We start from the raw sequence: 24,312 nt of genomic DNA, 5'->3' as shown, positions 1-24,312 counted from the left end.
ACGGCGCGGACTGTCCGCATGATTAAAACATAAAGTCGAATAGCATTTTATAATCCTAAAGTCATTTCTAAAACGCCAAAAGGGAACTCGAAAAAGGAAGGAAAATGAAAGTTACAGATCTCAACCACAACGCTTTCTCCGAGCATGAACTCAAACCCTATGAAAAGCGGGCCCCCGACTTCTCTGGTCGATTCATCAGATGGTTCTTAGAAAATATATATCGATTGGAAGAAATAACTGCCGATGATGCCTGCGTAGATTCCAAGCACGACAAGGGCGTGGACGCCATCTATGTTGATGATCTCTCTGAGACCGTATTCATCATACAAGCTAAAACAAAGACTAAGGACAACGCTGAGTTTGGCGATACCGAAATTAAGGAATTTTACGGAACCCTCGGACAATTCGATAGCAAAGAGAAGATTGACGAAATTCTCCTCGAAACGAAGAGCGATACGCTGAAGCAGACCATTTTGAGAACGAGCCTTGCTGCAAAGGTGGGCAGCGGGTATGAGGTGCACGGTGTATTCATAAGCAATGCGAAGGCAAATAAAGATGCAGAAGCAATTATCGCCAAACTGCCAAAAATCGAACTCTATGATGCTGTTGCAATAGTCAATGATTACGTTGATTTAGTCGTGGATGGTGGTATCAAAGAAAGCTACTACTTCGATGTTTCTGACTCTGACGTCATCAAATATGATGCTGGCGGCGCGGCTGCTCGGCTGTTTTTAGCACCAGCCCTCAACCTCCTCAAAATGAACGGGATCGCGGATGGTCGTCTTTTCGAACAGAACGTCCGATTGGCCCTGGGCAACACCAAAGTCAACAAAGGGCTAAGACAAAGCATAAGGGAGAAGGGGGAGCACAAGAACTTTCCGCTATATCACAACGGAATAAACGTACTCTGCAAGAAAATTGTTTCCGAAACAGAGGAACGGATCGAAGTCGAGGACTACGTAGTAGTAAATGGCGCACAAAGTCTCACATCACTAATGGCTGAAAAATCGAAGATCACAGAGGATCTTAAGATATTAGTTAAGCTAATTGAAACAAAAGGGGACACCGCTCTTTCTCAGCGGATTACTACGAACAGTAATAACCAAAACGCGATCAAAGCACGCGATTTGAAATCCAACCACAATATTCAGCAACGACTAAAGGCGGAAGTTAGTGCCATCAGCAATGACGCTATTTCATATGAGATTAAGCAAGGTGAGGACAACAAAGGCAAGTCAGTTATATCAAACGAGCAAGCAGGCCTGATCCTGCTCGCAATGGATCTCGCGCAGCCATGGAGCTGTCACCAGAAATACAAGGTGATGGATGACCTTCACTCAGATATCTTCGGCAGGCCTGATGTCAGCGGCTCAAGAATTCTAGGATACTGGGAGTGCTTCAAATCAGTGGAAATGGCGCTTGACGCGATCGATGACAAACATTTCGCCTACTACAATCTCACGAAATACTTCTTGGCCTATGCAGTAGTCAGTCTCATCCGAACTGACCCGGCGGGCGTAGCAATGCTAAAGAACATGAAGGGGGTTTTCTCTTCTGGACGGCTGTCAGAATTAGTCGAGCTCTTTGAAAGCCTAGCGAAATCGCTTGCTGTCGATTTAAATGCTGAAATTGTCGTCGAGGACACAGAGTCATTTGACTACAAGAATGAGCTTAAGAGCCCGGCCTGGTGCAAGAAGATCTCAGCGAGGTTGGTTGCACAATACTCCAAAGATGTAATGCGGAAGAAGGCTGAGCCAATTAGTGCCCTTTGTAAAAATCTGTCTATCGCAAAGTGAGACGCATGTGTCGTCTTAATGTCCGTTTATTCAAACCTGGAAATTCCGCTTTGGGTCGATAGCGGTAGTTTGGCGACCGAGGACGGAGCGACTGCTTTGGCCGAGGAAGAGCCCTAGTATCAGCGACTGGACCTCCGCCGGAGTAGATTTCATGTTGATGCACTAGAGTGACGACTATCGACTAGGAGTCGCCCGATCCAGACAGCCGCTATCCGGGTCTAGCGGTATCCTCTCCTCCTACCCCACACATGGATCGTGGTCACCCCACAATGCCGTCGGTTACTGCTTTTCCTGTCGTTTTATTTTGGATTGCGTGTAGTTTGTGATTTTAAAAATCAACTTTCAGAACATCTTGTCAAGCATTTCGATGCTATGCGGTAAAAATGTCGCTATAAAATTAAGTCAACCCTTAAAAACCAACCCCAACAGCACTCAACATGGCAACCGAGAAGACAGCATTTGACGACTGGCTGAAAGATAACCTCTGGAGAGACTTACTATTCAGATCTGCGTTTTGGGTGGTCATTGCGTCACTCGGGGCTTACTACTCATTGGCTATTGACGCTCAGTCAGCAAATGAGTATTTGAAGCGTCAGTCAAACTCCGTCTTTCGCGTGGCGAACATCATTGGAACGGCGGCTATCTTCTTGGGACTTATCGCGATGATGTTTAAGGACCTAGAGCAAATGTCTCCCAAATTTTGGGGCCGAGATGCCGGCTTGGGGCGGGTAGGTGGTGTTTTTAGGCGGCTGGCAGGTGACATGACCCTCTGGACTCTGGGAGCGTTGGTGTCCACGTTGTTTGTAATCGGACTTGTCGGCTGCCGTTCAACTGGTTCGTGGACGAACTGGGCGTTGTTTACGGTTCTATATCTTTTGCTTACAGCCATGTGCTTCATAGTTGCTCTACTCAACGTTTACGTTCGCAGAGCTGAGCCGCTACTTGCCACCAAATTTACAAAGCCGCGTTGGGTCTTTGGGGCTTATGTGATCGTAATTCTCGGGTGCCCGTTATATCTGCGCCTGACGCCTTGAGGGCTAGCAGGTCGCTCGAGCCGATTCGCATCGGCCAGCCGCCGCTCGCGGCTCCGCTTCAACGTTGAACGACCGCTTTCTTTAAAGCTCAAATGCAGCCTTGGGTCGGGAACTGTCAGTTGAGGATCTGGCAACGGATGGCAGTAGCGGCCGAGAACCCGCAATTTCCCCAAAAAGCCGGCGCTTTCGCGCCGGCTTTTTACATCAAATCAACCCTTCCGCCTTCAACGCCGCCTGCACGGCAGGCCGCGCGGCTGCGCGTTCCTGGAACGCGATCAGGTTCGGATAGGGGCTGAGGTCGAAGTTGATGACTTTCATCCAGCCCAACGTGGTGAACAGGTAGCCGTCGGCGACGCTGAAGTCGTTGCCGAGCAGGTAGGGCTTGTCGGCGAGGTGCTGGTTCACGTGGCCGAGGCGGCGTTCCAGGTTGAGCTTGGCGGCGGCTTTCCAGTCGTCCTTGCTCAGCGGGTGGAAGAAGGCGGTCACCGACTTGTGGATTTCGGTGGCGATGAAGTTGAGCCAGCTTTGCAGGCAGTAGCGCTCGATGCTGCCGTTGGGGGGCGCGAGCTTCTTTTCCGGGGCGAGGTCGGCGATGTACTGGACGATGGCCGGGCCTTCGGTGAGGACTTCGCCGGAGTCGAGGACCAGCGCGGGCACGTAGCCCTTGGGATTGACTTCGAGGTAGTTGGCGCCGCTGCTGGTGACCTTGGTGGCGAGATCGACGCTTTCGGACTCGTACTTGAGGCCGGCTTCTTCGAGGGCGATGTGCGGGGACAGGGAACAGGCGCCGGGTTTGAAATAGAGCTTCACGTAGTCTCCTTGGTGCGCGCGGGGCGCGGTTCTTGTGGTCTGGAACAGGAACTGGCCGGCTGGGCGCGGATAAGGCGCTCAGCCGGCCAGTGGCAAAGATAGCAGCGGATCAGGCTGTCTTGCAGATGCTTATTGCAGGGCGGCCTTGACCAGCGCCGCCAGACCGGCGGTGGGGTGGCCGATCAGCTGGCTGAGCTGGTGGCTGTCGTCGAACAGGCCGCCCTTGGAGGCGCCGATGTCGGACTCGGCCAGCAGCGCGGCGAGGCCTTCCGGCAGGCCGGCGCCGAGCAGCGCGGCCTTGAAGTCGGCTTCGGGCAGGTTCTGGTAGGCCACCGCCTTGCCGGACTGGCGGGCGATCTCGGCGGCCAGCTCGGCCAGCGTGTAGGACTCGTCGCCGGCCAGTTCATAGACCTTGCCGGCCTGCCCGTCGCGGGTGAGGACGGCGGCCGCGGCGGCGGCGTAGTCGGCACGGGCGGCGGAGGCGATGCGCCCTTCGCCGGCGCTGCCGAGCACCACGCCGTATTGCAGCGCAGGCGGGATGCTGGCCAGGTAGTTCTCGGTGTACCAACCGTTGCGCAGGATGACCGCCGGCAGGCCGGCTTCAACGATGAGCTGTTCGGTGGCCTTGTGCTCGGCGCCCAGCGGCAGCGGCGTGGTGTCGGCGCGCAGCAGGCTGGTGTAGGCGATGAGGCCGACCTTGGCGCGCTTGGCGGCGTCGATCACCGCGCGGTGCTGGGGCAGGCGGCTGCCGACTTCGCTGGAGGAGATCAGCAGCAGCTTGTCGGCGCCGGCAAAGGCGGCGTCGAGGGTTTCCGGCCGGTTGTAGTCGGCCTCGCGGACCTGCACGCCACGCGCGGCGAGGTCGGCCACCTTGGCCGGCGTGCGCACGGCAGCGACGATCTGGGCGGCGGGAACGGTTTGCAGCAGGTTCTCGATGACGAGGCGGCCGAGCTGGCCGGAGGCGCCGGTAACGACGATCATGATGCGACTTCCTTTATCTGGGAGAGAGGAAGCGGCAGAATATCCGCCTGACTAACTTTTAGTAAGTACGCACCTGAAGGTAAGTGCAATCATGAATGCAGACCATGACGACGGAGCCGAAGAGCGCCCGACCCTGGCCGAGATGATGCGGCGCGGCGATGTGTTCGCCGAGAAGTGTCCGTCCCGCGAGGTGCTGAAGCACGTGACCAGCCGCTGGGGCGTGCTGCTGCTGGTCGGCCTGCTCGGCGGCACACACCGCTTCAGCGACCTGCGCCGCAAGGTGAACGGGATCAGCGAGAAGATGCTGGCGCAGACGCTGCAGCAACTGGAGAGCGACGGCTTCCTCGCGCGGGTCTCCTACCCGGTGGTGCCGCCCCACGTGGAATACACGCTGACGCCGCTGGGCGAGCAGATCGGCCGCAAGGTCGAGGCGCTGGCCGACTGGATCGAGCTGAACCTGCCGGAAATCCTGGCCGCCCAGCAGGCGCGGGCAGGCCAGGAAGAAGGCGTGGCGGCCTGAACCGACGGCGGGTCGCGTCAGCCCGCCGCGCCGATGCGCAGCTGGATCTGGCCGATGGCCAGACGGGCGGCCTTGCGCACGTCGGGGTCGGAATCCTGCTGGGCCTGCTCCAGCGCAGCCAGGGCGCTGGCGGCGCCGATCTCGCCGAGGGCCAGCGCGGTTTCCTTGCGCAGGTTGGCGGACGAATGGACCAGCGCCGAGCCGGCCAGCGCCGGCACCGCCCGTTCGTCCTGCAGGCGGCCGAGGGTGCGGGCGGCGCGCAGGCGGACCTGCCAGTAGTCGTCCTCCAGCGCGGCGATCAGCGCATCGACGGCCTCGGCCAACTTGAGCTTGCCGAGGGTCGTCGCGGCCTCTTCGCGCACCTGCCAGACCTCGTCCTTGAGCGCGCCGAGCAGGCCCGGCAGCACGCTGGCGTCCGGCGCCAGGCCGAGAGCACCGACGGCGGCGCGGCGCACCTCGGGGTCGGCATCGTGCCCGGCCAGGCGGGTCAGCGCCGGCAGTGCCTCGCGGCGCTTGAGCCAGCCGAGCACGCCCACCGCCTCGCGGCGGACCTCGGCCTCCGGTGCCTCGGCGGCGGCCAGCGCCGGTGTGCAGCTTTCCGCCAGGCGCAGCTCGCGCACGGCGCGCAGCACGCTGGCCCGCACAAAGGCGCTGGCACTGGACAAGGCCGGCAGCAGCAGGCGGCCGCTGTCCGGCAGGCGGATCTCGGCCAAGCTGTGGGCGGCGGCGTGGCGCACCGGCTCGGCGGCATCCTCCAGCGCACCGAGCAGCGCCGTGACGGTCTGCGGGCTTTCCCAGTAGGCGAGGCGGTCGGCGGCTTCGGCGCGGACCACGGCATCGGGGTCGGCCAGCGCGGCGGCCAGCCACGGCGCGTGGTCCTCGTTTTCGAGTTCGGCCAGTTCGATCAGGGCCAGGCGGCGCACCGTGGCGTCATCGGACTGCAGGCGCGGCAGCAGGGCCGCCAGGTCGGCGTCGTCGGCGGAGAGAAGGGGCACAGTCATGGGAATCGGTTTCAAGGGGTCAATCGGAATAGGCGGTGGCGTCCGCCGCGTCGCCCGACGGCTCGCTGAGGGGCGACAGCCGCGCCAGCGGCACGGCCGGCGCGGAGTCCCGCAGCAGGGACAGGCAGTGGCGCTTGTGTTCGATGAAGCTCGGGCCGGTCAGCCATTCGGCGGTGCGCGGGCGCTCCGCCGGCACGTGGATCTCTTCGACCACCCGTCCCGGGCGGGCGCTCATCACCAGGATGCGGTCGGCCATGAACAGGGCTTCGTCGATGTCGTGGGTGACGAACACCACGGTCATGCGGCGCTTGGCCCACAGGGCCAGCAGCAGCTCCTGCATCTTCAGGCGGGTCAGCGCGTCGAGGGCGCCGAAGGGCTCGTCCATCAGCAGCACGCGGGGCTGGTTGATCAGCACGCGGGCGATCTCCACGCGCTGCTGCATGCCGCCGGAGAGGGCGTTGGGGTAGCTGTTCTCGAAGCCCTCCAGGCCCACCTCGGCGAGCCAGGTCAGGGCCTGGGCGCGGCGTTCGGCACGCGGCACGCCGCGCATGCGCAGGCCGTAGGCGACGTTGTCGAGCACCGTCAGCCACGGGAACAGGGTGTGGTGCTGGAACACCAGGCCGCGCTCCGGGCCGGGCCCGGCGATGGGCTGGCCGTCGAGCAGCAGGCGTCCGCTGGATGGCGCCAGGTGGCCGGCCAGCCCGCCCAGCAGCGTGGACTTGCCGCAGCCGGACGGCCCCAGCAGGCACACGAACTCGCCGGGCCGGATGTGCACCGACACGTCGTCGAGGGCGGTGAAGCGCGCCGCGCCGCTGCCCAGCTCAACGGACACCCGCTCGATCTCGAGGCTGCCGGTGGCGGGCTGCGCCGGGGACAGATCGGACAGTTTCAGTACGGCGTTCATGCGCGGCCTCCGGGGCGGTACCAGGGCATCAGGGCCTGCCCGGCGCGGTGCAGCAGGGCACTGCTGCCCATGCCGAGCAGGCCGATCAGCAGCATCCCGACGATGATGTTGGCGTAGTTCTGGACGGTGTAGGACTCCCAGGTGTAGTAGCCGATGCCGTACTGCCCGGAAATCATCTCGGCGGTGACGAGGCAGAACCAGCAGGTGCCCATGCCGATGCTGAGCCCGGTGAGCACCGACGGCGCAGCGGCCGGCAGGATCACCCGCAGGAAGATGCCCCAGCGGCGCGTGCCGAGGCTGCGCGCCGAGGCGATGAGGCGCGGGTCGACGCCGTGCACGCCGTGGATGGTGTTGAGCAGGATCGGGAACAGCGCGCCGACGAAGGTGATGAAGATCATGCTGCCCTCCGAGGACGGGAACATCAGGATCGACAAGGGGATCCAGGCCACGGCCGGGATCGGCCGGGCCACCTCGAGGGGCGGCATCAGCGTCTCCCGGACCCAGCGGAAACGCCCGATCGCCAGTCCCAGCCCGACCCCGGCGACGGCCGCCAGCACGAATCCCGACAGGACCCGGCTGAGGCTGCTGCCCAGGTGGTACTGGAGCTTCGGCGACTGCAGCAGGGCCCACGCGGCATCGAGCACTTCCAGCGGCTGCGGCACGTTCTGGAAGGTCACCAAGCCCAGGTTCAGGTGCCGGGACGCGGCCAGGTGCCACAGCGCCACGCAGGCCAGCAGCGACAGCACGGGCAGCAGGCGCCGCCCCGCCGAAGGGCGATCGGACGCGCTCACCGGCCGCCCCCGGCGGCCTTGAGGGCGGCGAAGTCGAGCAGCTGGCCCTTGTTGGCCGAGGCGTAGGCCACCGCCGCATCCTTCTGCAGGAAGGCGCTCACCTCGCCTTGGGCGTCGCGGGCGAACCAGGCCGTCGGCGCCAGCAGCTTGATGTGGTGGATCAGGTCATGCACATACACCGCACGCACGCTTTTGCCGGACTGCTCCAGGCGGCGCAGATCCTGGAAGGCGTTGCCGATGCTGGCGTAGTGGCGCACCTTGGGCTCGCCGGCCACCCACAGCCCGGCCAGGCGCTTGAAGTCGGTGATCGGCTTGCCGGTCAGCGCGTCGTTGGCCTTGAGGGGCAGTTTGTCGTAGTTCTTCAGGCGGGCGTCGTAGTTGAGGCCGGCCTGCTTGAAGGCGGCGCGGATGTACTGGTCATCCACGAAGGTGGCCGGGTCCAGCGTCACGTCGATGCGGCGCATCAGGTGCAGCGTGTCGATGGAGGTCTTGAGGGCCTGGCGGTACTCGGGCTTCCACGTGAAGTCGCGGGTCTGCAGGCCGAGGGGGCCGTGGAAGAGGTAGCTCACCGGCGCCTCGATGCCGGTCACCTTCTCGATCAGCTCGCTGTATTTCTCGGGGTCGCTGGCAAACAGGCGGTCGGCCTCGATGGCCGCGCGCAGGAAGGCCACCACCACTTCCGGGTACTTTTTGGCGAACTCGGCATTCACCAGCGAACCGTGGAAGGTCGGCGTGGACGACTGCACGCCGTCGTAGATCTTGCGGGCGAAGCCGCGGTAGGGGAACAGCTCGGCGAAGGGCACGAAGTCGGCGTGGGCGTCGATCTTGCCGGCCTGCAGCGCGGGGCCGGCGACTTCCGGCGCCTGGGTAACGATGTTGACGTCCTTCTCCGGGTCGATCTTCTGGCTCTTCAGCGCGCGCAGCAACATGCCGTGGGCGGCGGATGCGAAGGGCACCGAAATGGTCTTGCCGCGCAGCTCGGCGAGGGAGGTGACGGTGGAATCCTTCGGCACCACCACGCCGTTGCCGCTGCCCTCGGTGCTGCCGGACAGCACGGTGATGAACAGGCTCTTCTTGCCGGCCTTCTGGAAGGCCGCGCCGTTGGCCGAGCCGGGGAAGTCGGCCATCGTGCCGATGTCCAGCTTGTCGGCCACCATCTCGTTGGTCAGCGGTGCGCCGGAGGTGAAGTTCTTCCACTGGATGTCGTACTGCACGTCCTTGTACTTGCCGTCCTTCGGCAGGTATTTGTCGAGCAGCTTGAGCTCGCGGATCAGCAGGCCGCCGGTGGCGCAGTTGATGGTGGTGTCCTGGGTGCCGATCGCCACGCGCAGGGTCTCGGCGTGGGCGGCCAGGCTCACGGTCATCGCGGCAAGCGCCGCGGCGGCAGTCTTGGTCAGGGTCGAAAATCGCATGAATGGGTCGTCCGTCGGTTGGGGTTAGCGCAGCAAGTAGGGAATCGCGACCTGGATCGCGCCAGTCGGGCAGTCCTTCTGGCACGGCAGGCAGTACCAGCACTCGTCCCGCTTCATGTAGGCCTTGCCGGTGGCGGGATCGATGTCGAGGATGTCCATCGGGCACACGTCGATGCACACCGTGCAGCCCTTGTGGGCGATGCATTTGTCCAGGTCTACGGTGACCGCCGCTTCGCTGTACTGGGCGATGCTTCGGGGTTGGAAAGCCATGGGTATCTCCGGAAATCAGGCGGTGGCGACGGCCCGGGCGGCCGTCGTCGGGTTCAGGCGCAGGCGGTCGTAGGCGTCCTTTTCCTGCTCGGCAATGGGCACGATGTAGGGCTCGACCGGGCGCTTGAGGTGGCTCATGCGGCCATCGGCGCCCTTCTTCAGGTGGGCGTGGCAGAACCACTCGGCGTCGTTGCGCTCGGGGTGGTCGACGCGCAGGTGGTACAGGCCCCAGCGGCTCTCGGTGCGGAACAGGGAGGCGCGGGCGGCCATCTCGGCGCAGTCGAGGATCGCCGCCACTTCGGCGCAGCGCATCAGCTCGTGGGCGTCCGCCGCCTTGAGCTGCTGCAGGTCTTCGCGGATCTCGGCGAAGCGCTCCAGCGCGATCTCGTACTTGCGGGTCACCTTGGGGGGCTGCAGGTAGTCGTTCACGAAGCGGCGCAGCTTGTATTCCACCTGCAGCGGCGGCAGGCCGTGCTCGCGCAGCAGCGGCGCGAAGATGCGCGCCTTCTCCCGCTCGACCTGCTCCGCGTCGATGGGTGCGAAGTCGATGGCGGCGGCGCGCTCGGCCGCATTGACACCGGCGAACCAGCCATAGACGAAGGCGCCGAGCATGTAGTTGTGCGGCACCGCGGCCATGTCGCCAGCCGAGTAGAGGCCCGGCACCGTGGTTTCGGCGCGCTCGTTCACATACACGCCGGAAGCGCTGTGGCCGCTGCAGAAGCCGATCTCCGAGATGTGCATCTCGACCATCCGGTGGCGGTAGTCCGTGCCGCGGCCGGCGTGGAACTGCCCGCGGCTCGGCCGCTCGTTGCCGTGCAGGATGGTCTCGATGGTCTGGATGGTCTCCTCGGCCAGGTGGTCGAGCTTGAGGAACACTGGGCCGTTGCCGCTCTGCAGTTCCTGGTAGAACTCCAGCATCATCTGGCCGCTCCAGTAGTCGCACTCGATGAAGCGCTCACCGCGGTTGTTGGCGGTGTAGCCGCCCAGCGGACCGGTCACGTAGGCGCAGGCCGGGCCGTTGTAGTCCTTGATCAGCGGGTTGATCTGGTAGCACTCCAGGTTGGCCAGCTCGGCCCCCGCGTGGTAGGCCATGGCGTAGCCGTCGCCGGCGTTGGTGGGGTTCTCGTAGGTGCCCATCAGGTAGCCGGAAGCCGGCAGGCCCAGCCGCCCGGCGGCGCCGCAGGCCAGCACCACCGCCTTGGCGCGGATCACGTGGAATTCGGCGGTGCGCGAGTCGAAGCCCATCACGCCGTTGACGCTGCCGTCGGCAGCGGTGAGCAGGCGGGTGGCGACGATGCGGTTGGTGATCTCGACGCGCGCCCGCTTGAGCTGGCGGTAGAGCACCTTCTTCACGTCGTGGCCTTCCGGCATCGGCAGCACGTAGGTGCCCATGTGGTGCACCTTGCGCATCGCGTAGTCGCCGTTGGCGTCCTTCTCGAACTTCACGCCCCAGCGGTCGAGCTGCTCGATGGTGGCGAAGCTGTGTTTGGCGTAGGCATACACCGTGGCCTGGTTGACGATGCCGTCGTTGGCGATGGTGATTTCCTTGGTGTACTGCTCGGGCGTCGCATAGCCCGGCACGACGGCGTTGTTGAGGCCGTCCATGCCCATCGAGATCGCCCCGCTGCGCTTCACGTGGGCCTTGTCGATCAGCAGCACGCGCACGCCGGGGTTGCGCTCCCTGGCCTTGATGGCAGCCATCGGGCCGGCGGTTCCACCGCCGACCACTACCACGTCGTATTCGCTTTCGATGACCTTAATGTCGTTGGGCATAACTCACTCCGCAGAGGATGGATCGCGATCCACCTTGAATCGGTATTGGAAGGTGTCGCCGCGGAAGTACAGGAACTCGTAATCCACGGGACGGCCGGCGTGGTCGTGGGTCAGGCGCTCGACGCGCAGCAGCGGCGCCCCCCGGGCCACGTTGAGCCGGCTGGCCAGCTCGGTGTCGGCAGCCACTGCGTCCAGGGCCAGTTCGGCCTGGCCCAGCGGCACGCCGCAGTCGTTCTCGAGAATGACGAAGATGTCGCGGCCCTCCAGGTCGGCCCGCGCCACCTGCAGGCCCAGGTCCCGCTGCAGCCAGGTCAGCTCGACCGACACCGGCTCCCGGTCGAGCAGGCGCAGGCGGCGAATCTCGATGACCGTCGCGCCCTCCGCCACGCCGAGGCGGGCCGCCACCCGCGCGTCGGCAGCCACCTCGGCGAGGCTCAGCAGGCGGTTGCGCACCTCGTGGCCGTGGCTACCCATCTGCTCGGCGAAGCCCTGCAGGCGGCTCACGTTCTGGAAGGCCTTGGGCCGGCTGACGAAGCTGCCGCTGCCCTGCCGGGTGTAGATCAGGCCTTCCTGCTGCAGCGCGCCGATAGCCTGACGCACGGTGATGCGGCTGGCGTCGAACTGGGCGCCCAGTTCGCTCTCGGACGGCAGGCGGGTGCCTGCCGGCCAGTCGCCGTCGAGGATGCGCAGGCGCAGTGCCTTGCTGATCTGCCGATAGAGCGGCATATCGGCGAATTCCGGCCGGGAGGTTTGCAGTTCGGTGGAGGACATCTCAACTCGTCATAACAAGCTGAGGCCAATTTATTGATTTGAATCAAAAGCCGGAACTGAAAAGAAATGCGAACGATATGCACGCTTGAGAAAAGGCATTCGCTGCGGATTTCCTGATATGCGGAATCAATGCGTCCGCCAGGCCTGTCGGCGCGATGCTGGCGGCGCATCAGCGGCGTGCTGGTTTCCACGCAGCGGACGGCGCCGGTCCTTCCCGTCGGGAATTGCGGCCAGCACGCCAAACCCTTCAGAACACGGGAGAAATCGGATGCCGTGCCGCGCGCGTATCCCCAGGGCATGGAACTTGCGCCGCAGCGCCGTCATTCCCTTCCGACCGCGAGACGCCCCGATGCCCACCGACCTGACCCAACTCAGCGCCCATGCCCTGCTCGGCCTTTACCGCAGCCGCAAGCTGTCGCCCGTCGAAGTGACCCGCGCGGTGCTGGCCCGCATCGACAGCCTGCAGCCCCACTACAACGCCTACCGGGCGGTCGATGCGGAATTCGCGCTGGTCCAGGCCCGCGCCTCGGAGACGCGCTGGCAGCGCCAGAAGCCCCTCGGCGGGCTGGACGGCATTCCGGTCGCCTTGAAGGATCTGCTCAACGTGAGCGGTTTTCCGACCCGCAAAGGCAGCCTCGCCACGCCCGACACGCCGGCCGGCGAGGATTCGCCGGCGGCGGCACGGCTGCGCGAGAGCGGCGCGGTGATCCTCGGCAAGACGCAGACCGCCGAGTTCGGCTGGAAGGGCCTCACCGAGACGAAGCTGGCCGGCATCACGCCGAACGCCTGGGACCGCCAGTACGCCAGCGGCGGCAGCAGTGGCGGCGCGGCGGTGGCCGCGGCGCTGGGCCTGGGGCCGCTGCAGGTCGGCACCGACGGCGGTGGTTCGATCCGCCAGCCGGCGGCGGTGAACGGGGTGTTCGGCTTCAAGCCCACCTACGGGCGGGTCGCGGGTTATCCGGCCGCCCACAACGGCAGCCTGTTCCACATCGGCCCGCTGACCCGCAACGTCACCGACGCGGCACTGCTGCTCAACGTGATCGCGGCACCGGACGTGCGCGACTGGAGCAGCCTGCCGAAGGACATCGGCGACTGGACGGCCGGCCTCGACCAGGGCATCAAGGGCCTGCGCATCGCCTACAGCCGCACGCTGGGCTATCTGAAAGTGGATGCGGGCATCGCCGCGGTGGTGGATCGGGCGGTGGCACGGCTGGCGGACCTGGGCGCCATCGTCGAGGCGGTGGATCCGGGCTTCGAAAACCCGGCGCCCATCCTCGATGCGCTGGCCGCCGAGCGGGCCGTGCGCCTGCGCCGGGACATCGGCGCGGCCGGGCTGGCGCTGGTGGATCCGGCGATCCGGGAGTCGGTCGAAAAGGCGGAGCAGCACAGCCTGGCCGACGTGGTGGCGACCCACCAGGCGCGTGCGGCGCTGGGGGCCAGCCTGCGCCGCTTCCACCAGCGCTACGACCTGCTGGTCACGCCGGTCACCTCGCAACCGGTGCCGCGGATCGGCACGGCGCCGTCGGCGCCCTTCCTGTCCCCGTTCAACCTCACCCAGCAACCGGCTGCAGCGGTGCCGGCGGGCATCGACAGCAACGGCCTGCCGGTGGCGCTGCACATCGTCGGGCCACAGTTCGCCGACCTGCGCGTACTGCGGGCGGCCCGGGCGCTGGAGCGCCTCCAGGCCTTCCCGATCCTGCACCTAAGCGCCCTGCTGTGACGCAAGGCGTGGGGCCGGCGCTTACTTCGCCCCGCCGCCGAGCACCTTGTACAGCGTGACCTGATTGCTCAGCCCGGCCAGCCGGACGGTGATCAGGCTCTGCTCGGCGCTGTACTGGGCGCGCTGGGAGTCGAGCACCGCCAGGTAGCTGTCCACGCCCTTGTCGAAGCGCGCCTTGGACAGCCGGTAGCTGGCCGCGGTGGCGTCCACAAGGGATTGCTGGGCGGCCAGCTGGCCTTCCAGCGGGGTGCGCAGCGACAAGGCATCGGCGGCTTCGCGGAAGGCGGTCTGCACGGCCTTTTCGTACTGGGCCAGGCCGATCGCCCGGTCCGCCTCGGCAACCTTGAGGTTGGCGCTGATCCGCCCGGCGTCGAAGATCGGCAGGGTGATCTGCGGCGCGAAGCTCCACGCACCGGCGCCGCCCTTGAACAGGTCGGACAGCTGGCTGCTGGCGACGCCACCCTTGGCGGTCAGCGTGATGCTCGGGAAGTAGGCCGCCCGCGCCGCGCCGATGTTGGCGTTGGCGGCCTGCAGCGTGCGTTCCGCCTGCAGCACGTCGGGGCGCCGCTGCAGCACGTCCGCCGGCACGCCGTCGGGCACGCCGGTCAGCGCCGAGACGCTGCCCAGATCGCCCGGCTGAGCCAGCTCGTCGGGCAGCGGCCCGCCGATCAGCAGCGCCAGCGCGTTGCGGTCCTGGGCCAGCTGGCCGGTGTAACGGGCCACGTCCACCCGCGCCGAATCGACGCTGGTCTGGGCCTGGCGCAGGTCCAGCTCCGACGCGCTGCCCAGCTCGAAGCGGCGCTTGGTGAGGTCGTAGGAGCTTTGCTGGCTGACCCGGGTTTCCTCGGCCAGCTTCAGGCGCTCGTTGTCGGCGACCAGCGTCAGGTAGGCGCTGGCGACCTCGGCCACCAGGCTGATCTGCGCGCTGCGCCGGGCTTCCTCGGTGCCGAGGAACTGGTACAGGGCCTGGTCCTTGAGGCTGCGGATGCGACCGAAGAAGTCCAGCTCGTAGGACGCGAAGCCGAGGCCGGCGGTGTACTGGTGGGTGGTCATCGCCTGGCCGGTGGTGGACAGGCTGGCCGGCGTGCGCTGGCCGGTGCCGCCGGCCGTCGCCTGCACGGTGGGGAACAGGTCGGCGCGCTGGATCTGGTACTGGGCGCGGGCCTTCTCGATGTTGAGGGCGGCGACGCGGAGGTCCCGGTTGTTGTCCAGGGCCAGCGCGATGAGCTGGCGCAGGCGGGCATCGGTGAAGAAATCCTGCCAGCCGATGTCGGCCGCGGCGGCGGCTGAAGCCGCAACCCCCGCGTCGGCCGGCCATTGCTGCGGCACCGGCGCGGCCGGCGTCGCGTAGTCGGGCGCCAGCGTGGCGCAGCCGGCCAGCACGGCGGAGGCCAGCGCCGCGGCGAGAAGAGTCATGCGGGGCATCTCAGCGCACCTCCTGGGCGGGAATGGATTCGGCCGGCGCGGCGTCCGGAGCGGTCTTGCCCCGGAACACCCGCCGCACGGCCACGAAGAACAGCGGCACGAAGAGCACGGCCAGCACGGTGGCGGACAACATGCCGCCAATCACGCCGGTACCGATGGCGTTCTGCGCGCCGGAACCGGCACCGTTGGAGAGGGCCAGCGGCAGCACGCCGAGGATGAAGGCCAGCGAGGTCATGACGATGGGCCGCAGGCGCAGGCGCACCGCTTCCAGCGTCGCGTCGATCAGGCCCTTGCCGTGCTCCATCTGTTCCTTGGCGAATTCGACGATCAGGATCGCGTTCTTCGCCGACAGGCCGATGGTCATCAGCAGGCCGACCTGGAAGTACACGTCGTTGGACAGCCCGCGCATCATCGCCGCCAGCAGCGCACCGATGATCCCCAGCGGCACCACCAGCATCACCGCGAACGGAATGGACCAGCTCTCGTACAGTGCGGCCAGGCACAGGAACACCACCAGCAGCGAAATCGCGTACAGGGCCGGCGCCTGGGAGCCGGACAGACGCTCTTGGTAGGACAGGCCGGTCCATTCGAAGCCGATTCCGTCCGGCAGCTTGGAAGCCATGTCCTCCATCGCCACCATCGCCTCGCCGGTACTGTGGCCGGGCGCCGCGGAACCCATGATCTCCGCCGACGGCAGGCCGTTGTAGCGCTCCAGGCGCGGCGAGCCGTAGGTCCAGTGGGCCGACGCGAAGGACGAGAAGGGCACCATGTCGCCATTGCTGTTGCGCACGTACCACTTGTTCAGGTCCTCCGGCTGCATGCGGGCCGAGGCGTCACCCTGCAGATAGACCCGCTTGACGCGGCCCTTGTCGATGAAGTCATTGACGTAGGCGCTGCCCCAGGCGGTCTGCAGGGCGTTGTTGATGTCGGCCAGGGACAGGCCCAGCGCGCCGGCCTTGGCGTGGTCGATGTCGAGCTTGTACTCGGGGGTATCGTCCTGGCCGTTGGGACGCACGCCGACCAGCAACGGGTTCTGCGCCGCCATGCCGAGCAGCTGGTTGCGGGCGTCGATCAGGGCCTGGTGGCCGAGGCCAGCGCGGTCCTGCAGCTGGAAGTCAAAACCGCTGGCGTTGCCCAGTTCCACCACCGCCGGCGGCGCGAAGGCGAAGGCCATCGCGTTGCGGAAGGTCGAGAAATAGCCCATCGCCTTGCCGGCCACCGCCGCCACCTTCAGGTCGGGGCGCTTGCGCTCGCTCCAGTCCTTCAGGTTGATGAAGGCGATCCCGTTGTTCTGGCCGCTGCCGGCAAAGCTGAAGCCGGTGACGGTGAAGATGGACTCCACGGCCTCCTTCTGGTCGTCCAGGAAGTGGTGCTCGACCTTCTCCATGACCGCCAGCGTGCTTTCGGCGGTGGAGCCGGCCGGCAGGATCACCTGGGACATCAGGAAGCCCTGGTCTTCTTCCGGCAGGAAGGCGGTCGGCAGGCGCAGGAACAGCGCGCCCATGCCGATCACGATGAGGCCGTAGATCACCAGGTAGCGCTTGCTGCTGCCCAGCATGCGGGCGACGACGGAGCGGCTGCCCGCATTGCTGCGCTCGAAGGCCCGGTTGAACCCGCCAAAGAAGCCGCCCAGCAGGCCGCCCTCACCGGCCGTGTGGCCCTGGGCCACCGGCTTCAGCAAGGTTGCGCAGAGTGCCGGCGTGAGGACCAGCGCCACCACCACCGACAGCACCATCGACGACACGATGGTGATCGAGAACTGGCGGTAGATGACGCCGGTGGAGCCGCCGAAGAAGGCCATCGGCACGAACACCGCCGACAGCACCAGCGCGATGCCGATCAGCGCGCCGGTGATCTGGTTCATCGACTTGCGCGTCGCTTCCTTCGGCGACAGGCCTTCCTCGGTCATCACCCGCTCAACGTTCTCCACCACCACGATGGCATCGTCCACCAGCAGGCCGATGGCCAGCACCACGCCGAACATCGTCAGCGTGTTGATCGAGAAGCCGGCCGCGGCGAGCACGCCAAAAGTGCCGAGCAGCACCACCGGCACCGCGATGGTCGGGATCAGCGTGGCGCGGAAGTTCTGCAGGAACAGGTACATCACCAGGAAGACCAGCACGATGGCTTCGACCAGGGTCTTCACCACTTCCTCGATGGAGACCTTCACGAAGGGCGTGGTGTCGTAGGGCGTCACCGCCTTCACGCCCGGCGGGAAGAACTTGGACAGCTCGTGCAGCTTGGCCTTCACCGCGTCAGCGGTGTCCAGCGCGTTGGCGCCGGTGGCCAGCTTGACGGCCAGGCCGGTGGCCGGCTTGCCGTTGTAGCGCGCCACCACGTCATAGGATTCGCCACCCAGTTCGATGCGCGCCACGTCGCGCAGGCGCACGGCGGCGCCGTCGGCGGTGGTGCGCAGCAGGATCGCGCCGAACTGCTCGGGCGTCTGCAGGCGGCTCTGCGCGGTGATCGTCGCGTTGAGGCGCTGGCCCTTCGGCGACGGCATGCCGCCGAGCTGGCCGGCGGAGACCTGGGCGTTCTGCGCGGTGATGGCGGTGCTGATGTCGGCCGGAGTCAGCTTGTAGTTGTGCAGCTTGGCCGGATCGAGCCAGATACGCATCGCGTACTTGCTGCCGAACAGCTGGGTTTCGCCGACGCCGTTGATGCGCGAGACGATGTCCTGCACGTTGGAGGCGACGTAGTCACCCAGGTCGATGTCGCTGAGGCTGCCGTCTTCCGACACGAAGCCGACCACCATCAGGAAGTTGGTGGTGGCCTTGGCAACCTGCACGCCCTGCTTCTGCACCTCTTGCGGCAGCAGCGGGGTGGCCAGGGCCAGCTTGTTCTGCACCTGCACCTGGGCGATATCGGGGTCGGTGCCGGCATCGAAGGTCAGCGTGATCGTCACCGAGCCCGACGAGTCGCTGGCCGCCGACATGTAAGTCAGGTGATCGATGCCTTTCATCTTCTGCTCGATCACCTGGGTGACGGTGTCTTCCAGGGTCTTGGCGGAGGCGCCGGGGTAGGTCGCGCTGATCGACACCGCGGGCGGGGCGATCGGCGGGTACTGGGAGATCGGCAGCGTGCGGATCGCCAGCACGCCGGCGAGCATGATGACGATCGCTATGACCCACGCGAAGATGGGCCGGTCGATGAAGAAACGGGACATGCTCGTGCTCCCTTAGCGTGCCGCAACCGCCGGGCCGGCCGGCGTCGGCGCCTCGGCCTTGGTGACCGGTACCGGCTTGACCGGCGCACCCGGATGGATCTTCTGCAGGCCATCGACGATCAGCTTGTCGCCGGCCTTCAGGCCTTCGCTGACCAGCCACTTGTCGCCCAGCGCGCGGCTGGTCTTGAGGGTGCGCTGCTCCACCTTGCCGTCTGCACCCACCACCATGGCGGTCGGGTTGCCCTTGGTGTCACGGCTGACGCCCTGTTGCGGCACCAGAATGGCCTGCTCGTCGACGCCCTCTTCGAGCACCGTGCGCACGTACATGCCGGGCAGCAGGTCACCCTTCGGATTCGGGAAGACGGCGCGCAGCGTGATCGTGCCGGTGCTCTGGTCCACGGTGATGTCGGAGAACTGCAGCTTGCCGGGCAGCGGATAGGCACTGCCGTCCTCCAGCACCAGCTTGACCGCCGCCTGGCCGGCACCGGCCTTCTTGAGCTGGCCGCTGGCCAGATCGCGCTTGAGGCGCAGCAGCTCGGCGCTGGACTGGGTCACGTCCACGTAGATCGGGTCGAGCTGCTGCACGGTGGCCAGCGCGGTCTGCTGGCTGGCGGTCACCAGCGCACCCGGCGTCACCGTCGAGCGGCCGATGCGCCCGGCGATCGGCGCGGCGACCTTGGTGTAGGCCAGGTTGATGCGCGCGGTCTCGACCGCTGCCTTGGCTGCCGCCACGTCGGCCTGGCCCTGCTTGAGGGCCGCCTGGGCGTCGTCGTAGTCCTGCTGGCTCACAGCCTTGATGGCCACCAGCTCCTCGTAGCGGGACGCCTTGCTGCGCGTGCTCGCCAGGTTGGCTTCGGCCTTGGCGAGGCTGGCGCGGGCGCTTTCATAAGCCGCCTGGTAGGTGGCCGGGTCGATCTGGTACAGCGGCTGGCCGGCAGCTACGTCGCCGCCCTCAGTGAACAGCCGCTTCTGGATGATGCCGCCGACCTGCGGCCGCACGTCGGAAACCATGTAGGCCGCGGTACGGCCGGCCAGCTCGGTGGTCAGCGCCACTTTCTGCGGCTGGACTTCCATCACGCCGACTTCGGTCGGCCCCATCGGGTGCTGTTGACCGGCGGCTTTCGGCTCGCCGCAACCGCTCAGGATGACGCTGCCCAGCGCCAGCAGAAGCCCGGCGGAACACACCGCCTTGTTCATTTCGATCTGCATATTCAAAACCTTTCCTGCCTAGAGTGGGCACGAAACCAGCCCGTTGGGGAGAGCAAAAAGTATTCGGCGCACATAAAAGAATGAACGCTCATTCTAGTTCGAGCGCTCATTCTATATTAGAATCCGCCGCATAAGCAAACGCCTGCAGACGGCAAACCCTCAACGCAAGGGGTGCCCCATGAAACGAGGATGAGGAGAAAACAGCCATGAACACACAGACTTACACGCAGCAGGAACAGTCCCGCGCCGAAGCCCGCAAGGCCCAGGTGCTCAACGCCGCCACCGCCTGCTTCCGCCGCCAGGGCTTCCACGGCGCGAGCATGGCGCAGATCTCGAAGGCCGCCGGCATGAGCGTCGGCCACATCTATCACTACTTCGAGAACAAGGAAGCGATCATCGCGGCGATCGTCGAGCGCGATCTGCTCAACCTGCTGACCATCACCCAGCGCATCCGTTCCGCCAGCGATGACGGCGACATTCTGCGGGCCATGGTGGACGACATCCAGCACTGCACCGCGGACCTCGACAACGACGACGCACCGCTGATGCTCGAGATCGTCGCCGAGGCGGCGCGCAATCCGGGCGTCGCCACCATCGTGCACACCGCCGACCGCACGGCCCGCGAGCGCCTCGTCGAACTCATCCGCGAAGGCCTGCAGTTCCGCGGCGTGAGCCGTACCGACGCCCAGATGGAAGGGCCGCTGGAAGTACTGTACGCGGTCTTCGAGGGTCTCACGGTGCGCATGATCCGCAACCCGGACCTCGATCCACAGATCCTGCTGGCACCGCTGCGCAGCGTGCTGGAACACATCCTCGAAGAACTGATCTTCAAGGCCGCGGACAAGGCGGCCGTCGGCGAGGCCGCCTGAGCGGAGGCCTGGCGCGCACGCGCATTGACATCGAACAAGCGCCGCCCGCCGCAAAGCGCGTAGCGTGAAGGCTCCCACGCCCACATCGCGGAGGTGCCCATGTTCCCGTCACCGAACTTTTACGCGCCCACGGGCGCAGGTCGGTACAACGATCTGCTGTCCTTCTGCCAGGGTTCGCTCGTTTGTGCGCAGCGCCTGGTCTCCCTCAACCTCAAGGCCGCGCAATCGCTGATGGAAGGCAATCTGGAAACCGTCCAGAGCCTCGCCCGAGCCCGCGACCTACAAAGCTGGAACGAGGCCCAACTGGCGCTGACCGAGCATGTCATCGACCAGGTCATCGGCTACGCCGGCGATTTCAACGAAGTGGTCGCCGCCAACCAGCAGGAGATGGCCGGGTTGCTGAACCTCAACACCGATACGCCGGTCACGCCGCAAACCGCGCCGCCCCCCGCACTCACAGCCGGCCCTGCCATCGTCGGCGAGCTGTTCCGGACCCTGCTCGACGCCGCCGTCAAATCCCGCGACGCGATGCTCGACATGGCCCTGCAGGCGGATGCCAGCCTGCAGGGCAAACCGGCCCGCAAGCGTTCCTGATCGCACCTCCAGAAGCGTGGTGAGGGAACCCTGGCGGTTCCACTTGCCAGCTTCAATTGTTACTACATATTCAGAATATAAGAATATTTGAATTTACGGTTGAAGCTGTCCACAGCTCCACATAAAATCATTACCACACTGGTGTCATGGCATTGATTTCCACTGCATAACTGGATTTGCCACATGACTTCAGCTGACAAGAAGGCTTGAACGCTGAAGTCGCGACCGTGTCACTCCGTCGTGCGCCGCCACAAGCCCGTCCGAATCCACTGCGATCCAACCAGCCAAAGGCGGGAGCACCCATGCACACGACAACTCCACCGGCGCGGCGCCAGCGGCGCCTTGGCATTACCCTGACCTTTCTTGCAGCCAGCACGCTGGGCGGCCTGGCCTACGCCGACATCACATGGCTGCAAACGCTGATCGCCAAAACCGGCGTGCAACAGACTCAAACATCGGAACGCGGCCCCCGGACGGGCAGCAACACGACAGCGAGCAGCAAACGCAGCGACAGCGCCTCCAGCAACAACTGGTCCGGCTCCGCCAACCCCTTCCTCGGGATCACGTCGGTCTCGTCGGCGGGCACGACCACGCTGCGCGCAAGCAGCACGACGACCAAGGTCACCGCGGCCGCCACAACCGGCAGCTTTGCGTCCCGCTACGCGCTGCTGGCCTGGAACGACCTGGGCATGCACTGTGTAGACGGCAAGGACTACTCGATCATGTCCATCCTGCCGCCCTACAACAACCTGCACGCCCAGCTGATCGACCGCCAGTCCGGCAAGCAGGTCACCTCCGGCGTGACCTTGAGCTACGAGGCACTGCGCGATCCGTCGGGCTCCATCAATACTTCGTCGGCCAGCAAGACCAACTTCTGGCAGTACGTCAAAGCCCTGTACGGCGGCGCACCCGCTCCCAACCGAGGCCTCAATTTGAGCAACCCGGCGGTCAGTAACCCGACGCCGAGCACCCAGCCAGCCACGATGAGCTACAACCAGGTGCAGAGCTGGTACGAAGCCGAAGGCCTGCCCATCCTGCCCTACGACGACACGCTGACCAGCAACGGCTACAACAAGAATTACTACCCGATGGTGAAGGTCGTCGCCAAGAGCAGCACCGGCATCGTGCTGGCCAGCACCCAGACCGTACTGCCGGTGTCCGACGAGATGACCTGCATCAGCTGTCACGCCAGCAACTCCAACAAGGATGCAGCCAAGCCGCCGCTGCGCGGTTGGGCCAACTACAGCGCCGATCCGGAAAAGGATTGGAAGAAGAACGTGCTGCGCCTGCACGACGACAAGCACGCCAACGACCCGGTTTACCAGGCGGCCTTGCTCAAGCTGCAGCCGGTGGCGGCCGCCGGCCTCGCCCAGCGCGCCGACCAAGGGACGCCGACTCTCTGCGCCTCATGCCATGGCTCCAACGCGCTCGCCTCGCCGGGCTTCACCGTCACGGCGAACGGCCAGACCGTGAAGATCTCTGCCCTCACGTCCGCCATGCACCGCTTGCACGGCCAGGTAAAGGATCCGATCAAGCAGATCGCACTCGACAGCATCGGCAACCGGGACTCCTGCTATCAGTGCCACCCGGGCTCCGTCACCAAGTGCTTGCGCGGCGCCATGAGCGACACCCCGGGCCTCGACTGCCAGAGCTGCCACGGCAACCTGGGCGCGGTCGGCAAGGCCAGCCGGGTCGGCTGGCTGCAACAACCTAACTGCCAGGCCTGCCACCACGACGGCAAGCGTGGAACCGCCGCCGTCACCGACGTGACGACCGGCGCCCTGCGCGCGGTCACCGACACCCGCTTCGCCACCAGTGCCAACACGCCGAAGACCGGCTTCTCTCTGTTCCGCTTCAGCGTCGGCCACGGCAAGACCCAGTGCGAGGCCTGCCACGGTTCCACCCACGCCGAGTACGCGTCGAAGAACCAGACCTGGGCAAGCAGCCACGACAACGACCTGCTGCAATCGAAGGCCATCCAGGGCTACGCCGGCACGATCACCGAATGCACGGTGTGCCACGCCACGGTGCCCCTCACGAAGAACGGCGGCCCCCACGGCATCCACACCATCGGCCAGGCCTGGGTCAATGCCCACGGCGACCAGGTTGAGGCAGGCGGCGCGTCGTCCTGCACCGCCTGCCACGGCAGCGACTACCGCGGCAGTCCGTTGTCGCAGGTGAAGATCGCCAAGACCTTCACCCACGACAGCAAATCCTACGTGCTGGCCGCTGGCACCAAGGTCGGCTGCTACACCTGCCACAACGGCCCGAAGGGAGACTGAAACCCGACTCTTGCCTTCCACCGGTCAGAAAAAGGGGCGCACCATGCGCCCCTTTTTTTGCTGGCCTGCCGTCACAGTGGCCTGACCGGCACACACAGCTGTGCAGTCGAAGATACCAGTGGCCGGGCCATCGGCCCGCCATGTGGAATCAGCCCGGGATCTCGGCCTCCACCAGTTGCGCGAGCAGCTGCAGCGACTCCTGCCAGCCCAGGTAGCAGGCCTGCGGCGGGATGATCTCGGGGATGCCTTCCTGCACGATGTTCAGCTCGGTGCCGCAGAACACCGCACTGAGCACGACCGTGGTCTGCATCTGGCCGGGCAGGTTCGGATCGTCAAAGACGCCCGTGTAGCGCATCCGCGCCCCTGGCTCCAACTCCAGGTAGGTGCCACCGAACGCGTGGCTGTGCCCGCTGCTCAGGTTCGTGAAGGACATGCGGTAAGCACCGCCGACCTGCGCATCCAGCTGATGGACGGTACCGGTGAAGCCATGGGGCGGCAGCCACTTGGCCATCGCCGCGGGATCGAGAAAAGCCCGGTAGATGCGCTCCGGTGGCGCGCGCAAGACACGGTGCAGACGGACGGTATGGGTGCTCATGCTCACTCCTGGGTGGAAAGGCGTCCCTGAACTGTAGTCGATAGCTTTAGACGGCGCCGACGGCTCATTTGCCGAGCGTCTCGATTCGGAAACGCATGTCGAAGATCGCCGCCTGCAACGCCTGTTCCGCGCCACTCCGCCCGCCGGGCCGGTCCGGATAGTCCGTCCAGTCCCCGTAGCGCAGCTGCCAGCCGTTCAAGAATGTGTCGTCCACCCGCAGGATCAGCTCGGGCACCAGGAAGACGTCGCCGGCCGCGGTGACCTGTTCGCGCAGTGGAACCTGCTCGGGGGACTCGATGAACATGGCGGGGCACTCCGTGCAAGGACACAAGGCGCGCAGCATACCGCGCTGGCGGGCACGGGGTCAGCGCTGCCGGACAGTCGGCATA

Annotated in this window: 21 protein-coding genes; 7 read left to right on the top strand and 14 right to left on the bottom strand. The window is 65.4% G+C overall.

Features of this window, described 5'->3' with window-relative positions:
* Window positions 1-104: 104 nt before the first annotated feature.
* On the top strand, window positions 105-1,796 hold the full coding sequence (locus AC3QL2_RS12145) for an AIPR family protein (protein ID WP_493235970.1): 1,692 nt from the start codon (window positions 105-107) through the stop codon (window positions 1,794-1,796).
* Between the two features lie 437 nt (window positions 1,797-2,233).
* Window positions 2,234-2,830: a hypothetical protein gene (locus tag AC3QL2_RS12140; protein WP_493235971.1), complete on the top strand. Its 597-nt coding sequence runs from the start codon at window positions 2,234-2,236 to the stop codon at window positions 2,828-2,830.
* 204 nt (window positions 2,831-3,034) lie between these two features.
* Here AC3QL2_RS12140 and gstA read toward each other — a convergent pair whose 3' ends face one another.
* Both gstA and AC3QL2_RS12130 read right to left on the bottom strand, forming a co-directional pair.
* Window positions 3,035-3,640, bottom strand: a complete 606-nt coding sequence (gene gstA, locus AC3QL2_RS12135; protein WP_493235972.1) for a glutathione transferase GstA — start codon at window positions 3,638-3,640, stop codon at window positions 3,035-3,037.
* Between the two features lie 129 nt (window positions 3,641-3,769).
* A complete protein-coding gene (locus AC3QL2_RS12130) occupies window positions 3,770-4,621 on the bottom strand; it encodes an SDR family oxidoreductase (protein WP_493235973.1) in 852 nt (283 codons plus the stop codon).
* A 91-nt stretch (window positions 4,622-4,712) separates the two neighbouring features.
* On the opposite strand from AC3QL2_RS12130, the gene AC3QL2_RS12125 reads away from it, so the two are divergent.
* Window positions 4,713-5,141, top strand: a complete 429-nt coding sequence (locus tag AC3QL2_RS12125) for a winged helix-turn-helix transcriptional regulator (protein WP_493235974.1) — start codon at window positions 4,713-4,715, stop codon at window positions 5,139-5,141.
* A gap of 17 nt (window positions 5,142-5,158) precedes the next feature.
* Here AC3QL2_RS12125 and AC3QL2_RS12120 read toward each other — a convergent pair whose 3' ends face one another.
* Genes AC3QL2_RS12120 through AC3QL2_RS12090 form a run of 7 tightly spaced genes read right to left on the bottom strand, consistent with a single transcriptional unit; the run spans window position 5,159 to window position 12,063 of the window.
* Window positions 5,159-6,142: a HEAT repeat domain-containing protein gene (locus tag AC3QL2_RS12120; protein ID WP_493235975.1), complete on the bottom strand. Its 984-nt coding sequence runs from the start codon at window positions 6,140-6,142 to the stop codon at window positions 5,159-5,161.
* A gap of 19 nt (window positions 6,143-6,161) precedes the next feature.
* The gene (locus tag AC3QL2_RS12115) at window positions 6,162-7,046 is read right to left on the bottom strand and encodes an ABC transporter ATP-binding protein (RefSeq protein ID WP_493235976.1); all 885 of its coding nucleotides are present in this window, start codon (window positions 7,044-7,046) and stop codon (window positions 6,162-6,164) included.
* Window positions 7,043-7,837: an ABC transporter permease gene (locus tag AC3QL2_RS12110; RefSeq protein ID WP_493235977.1), complete on the bottom strand. Its 795-nt coding sequence runs from the start codon at window positions 7,835-7,837 to the stop codon at window positions 7,043-7,045. The genes AC3QL2_RS12115 and AC3QL2_RS12110 overlap by 4 nt, the downstream gene beginning before the upstream one ends.
* Window positions 7,834-9,249 carry an ABC transporter substrate-binding protein gene (locus AC3QL2_RS12105; protein ID WP_493235978.1) on the bottom strand — a complete coding sequence of 472 codons (1,416 nt, stop codon included), beginning with the start codon at window positions 9,247-9,249 and terminating at the stop codon, window positions 7,834-7,836. Before AC3QL2_RS12105 ends, AC3QL2_RS12110 begins: the two co-directional genes overlap by 4 nt.
* Window positions 9,250-9,273: 24 nt before the next feature.
* The gene (locus AC3QL2_RS12100) at window positions 9,274-9,519 is read right to left on the bottom strand and encodes a 4Fe-4S dicluster domain-containing protein (protein WP_079436527.1); all 246 of its coding nucleotides are present in this window, start codon (window positions 9,517-9,519) and stop codon (window positions 9,274-9,276) included.
* 15 nt (window positions 9,520-9,534) lie between these two features.
* Window positions 9,535-11,292, bottom strand: a complete 1,758-nt coding sequence (locus AC3QL2_RS12095; protein WP_493235979.1) for a fumarate reductase/succinate dehydrogenase flavoprotein subunit — start codon at window positions 11,290-11,292, stop codon at window positions 9,535-9,537.
* 3 nt (window positions 11,293-11,295) lie between these two features.
* Window positions 11,296-12,063 (bottom strand): GntR family transcriptional regulator, encoded by a 768-nt coding sequence (locus tag AC3QL2_RS12090; protein ID WP_493235980.1) that lies wholly within the window; start codon window positions 12,061-12,063, stop codon window positions 11,296-11,298.
* 349 nt (window positions 12,064-12,412) lie between these two features.
* Between AC3QL2_RS12090 and AC3QL2_RS12085 the strand changes: the two genes are divergently transcribed.
* Window positions 12,413-13,783 (top strand): amidase, encoded by a 1,371-nt coding sequence (locus AC3QL2_RS12085; protein ID WP_493235981.1) that lies wholly within the window; start codon window positions 12,413-12,415, stop codon window positions 13,781-13,783.
* Between the two features lie 21 nt (window positions 13,784-13,804).
* On the opposite strand, the gene adeC is transcribed toward AC3QL2_RS12085, so the two are convergent.
* From adeC to AC3QL2_RS12070, 3 genes are read right to left on the bottom strand one after another with little or no spacing between them, the layout of a single operon-like run.
* Window positions 13,805-15,199 (bottom strand): AdeC/AdeK/OprM family multidrug efflux complex outer membrane factor, encoded by a 1,395-nt coding sequence (gene adeC / locus AC3QL2_RS12080; RefSeq protein WP_493235982.1) that lies wholly within the window; start codon window positions 15,197-15,199, stop codon window positions 13,805-13,807.
* A gap of 10 nt (window positions 15,200-15,209) precedes the next feature.
* The gene (locus AC3QL2_RS12075) at window positions 15,210-18,374 is read right to left on the bottom strand and encodes an efflux RND transporter permease subunit (protein WP_493235983.1); all 3,165 of its coding nucleotides are present in this window, start codon (window positions 18,372-18,374) and stop codon (window positions 15,210-15,212) included.
* Window positions 18,375-18,386: 12 nt separating this feature from the next.
* The gene (locus tag AC3QL2_RS12070; RefSeq protein ID WP_493235984.1) at window positions 18,387-19,583 is read right to left on the bottom strand and encodes an efflux RND transporter periplasmic adaptor subunit; all 1,197 of its coding nucleotides are present in this window, start codon (window positions 19,581-19,583) and stop codon (window positions 18,387-18,389) included.
* A 206-nt stretch (window positions 19,584-19,789) separates the two neighbouring features.
* On the opposite strand from AC3QL2_RS12070, the gene AC3QL2_RS12065 reads away from it, so the two are divergent.
* The 3 genes from AC3QL2_RS12065 (at window position 19,790) to AC3QL2_RS12055 (ending at window position 23,328) form a co-directional block, all read left to right on the top strand.
* Window positions 19,790-20,452, top strand: a complete 663-nt coding sequence (locus AC3QL2_RS12065; protein ID WP_493235985.1) for a TetR/AcrR family transcriptional regulator — start codon at window positions 19,790-19,792, stop codon at window positions 20,450-20,452.
* A 99-nt stretch (window positions 20,453-20,551) separates the two neighbouring features.
* Entirely contained in the window at window positions 20,552-21,046 is a 495-nt protein-coding gene (locus AC3QL2_RS12060) for a phasin family protein (protein ID WP_493235986.1), read from the top strand.
* Window positions 21,047-21,348: 302 nt separating this feature from the next.
* Complete coding sequence (locus tag AC3QL2_RS12055; RefSeq protein ID WP_493235987.1) at window positions 21,349-23,328, top strand: multiheme c-type cytochrome; 1,980 nt, start codon at window positions 21,349-21,351, stop codon at window positions 23,326-23,328.
* 148 nt (window positions 23,329-23,476) lie between these two features.
* On the opposite strand, the gene AC3QL2_RS12050 is transcribed toward AC3QL2_RS12055, so the two are convergent.
* Together AC3QL2_RS12050 and AC3QL2_RS12045 are read right to left on the bottom strand one after the other, a co-directional pair.
* Window positions 23,477-23,923 (bottom strand): SRPBCC family protein, encoded by a 447-nt coding sequence (locus AC3QL2_RS12050; RefSeq protein ID WP_493235988.1) that lies wholly within the window; start codon window positions 23,921-23,923, stop codon window positions 23,477-23,479.
* A 64-nt stretch (window positions 23,924-23,987) separates the two neighbouring features.
* Window positions 23,988-24,227, bottom strand: coding sequence for a hypothetical protein (locus tag AC3QL2_RS12045; protein WP_493235989.1), 240 nt, complete (start codon window positions 24,225-24,227; stop codon window positions 23,988-23,990).
* Between the last annotated feature and the right edge of the window lie 85 nt (window positions 24,228-24,312).

It is taken from the genome of Zoogloea sp. GW822-FHT05C07 (assembly GCF_058800215.1).
Note: the sequence above shows the minus strand (reverse complement) of the source record. Positions and strands in the feature narration are given on the sequence as shown.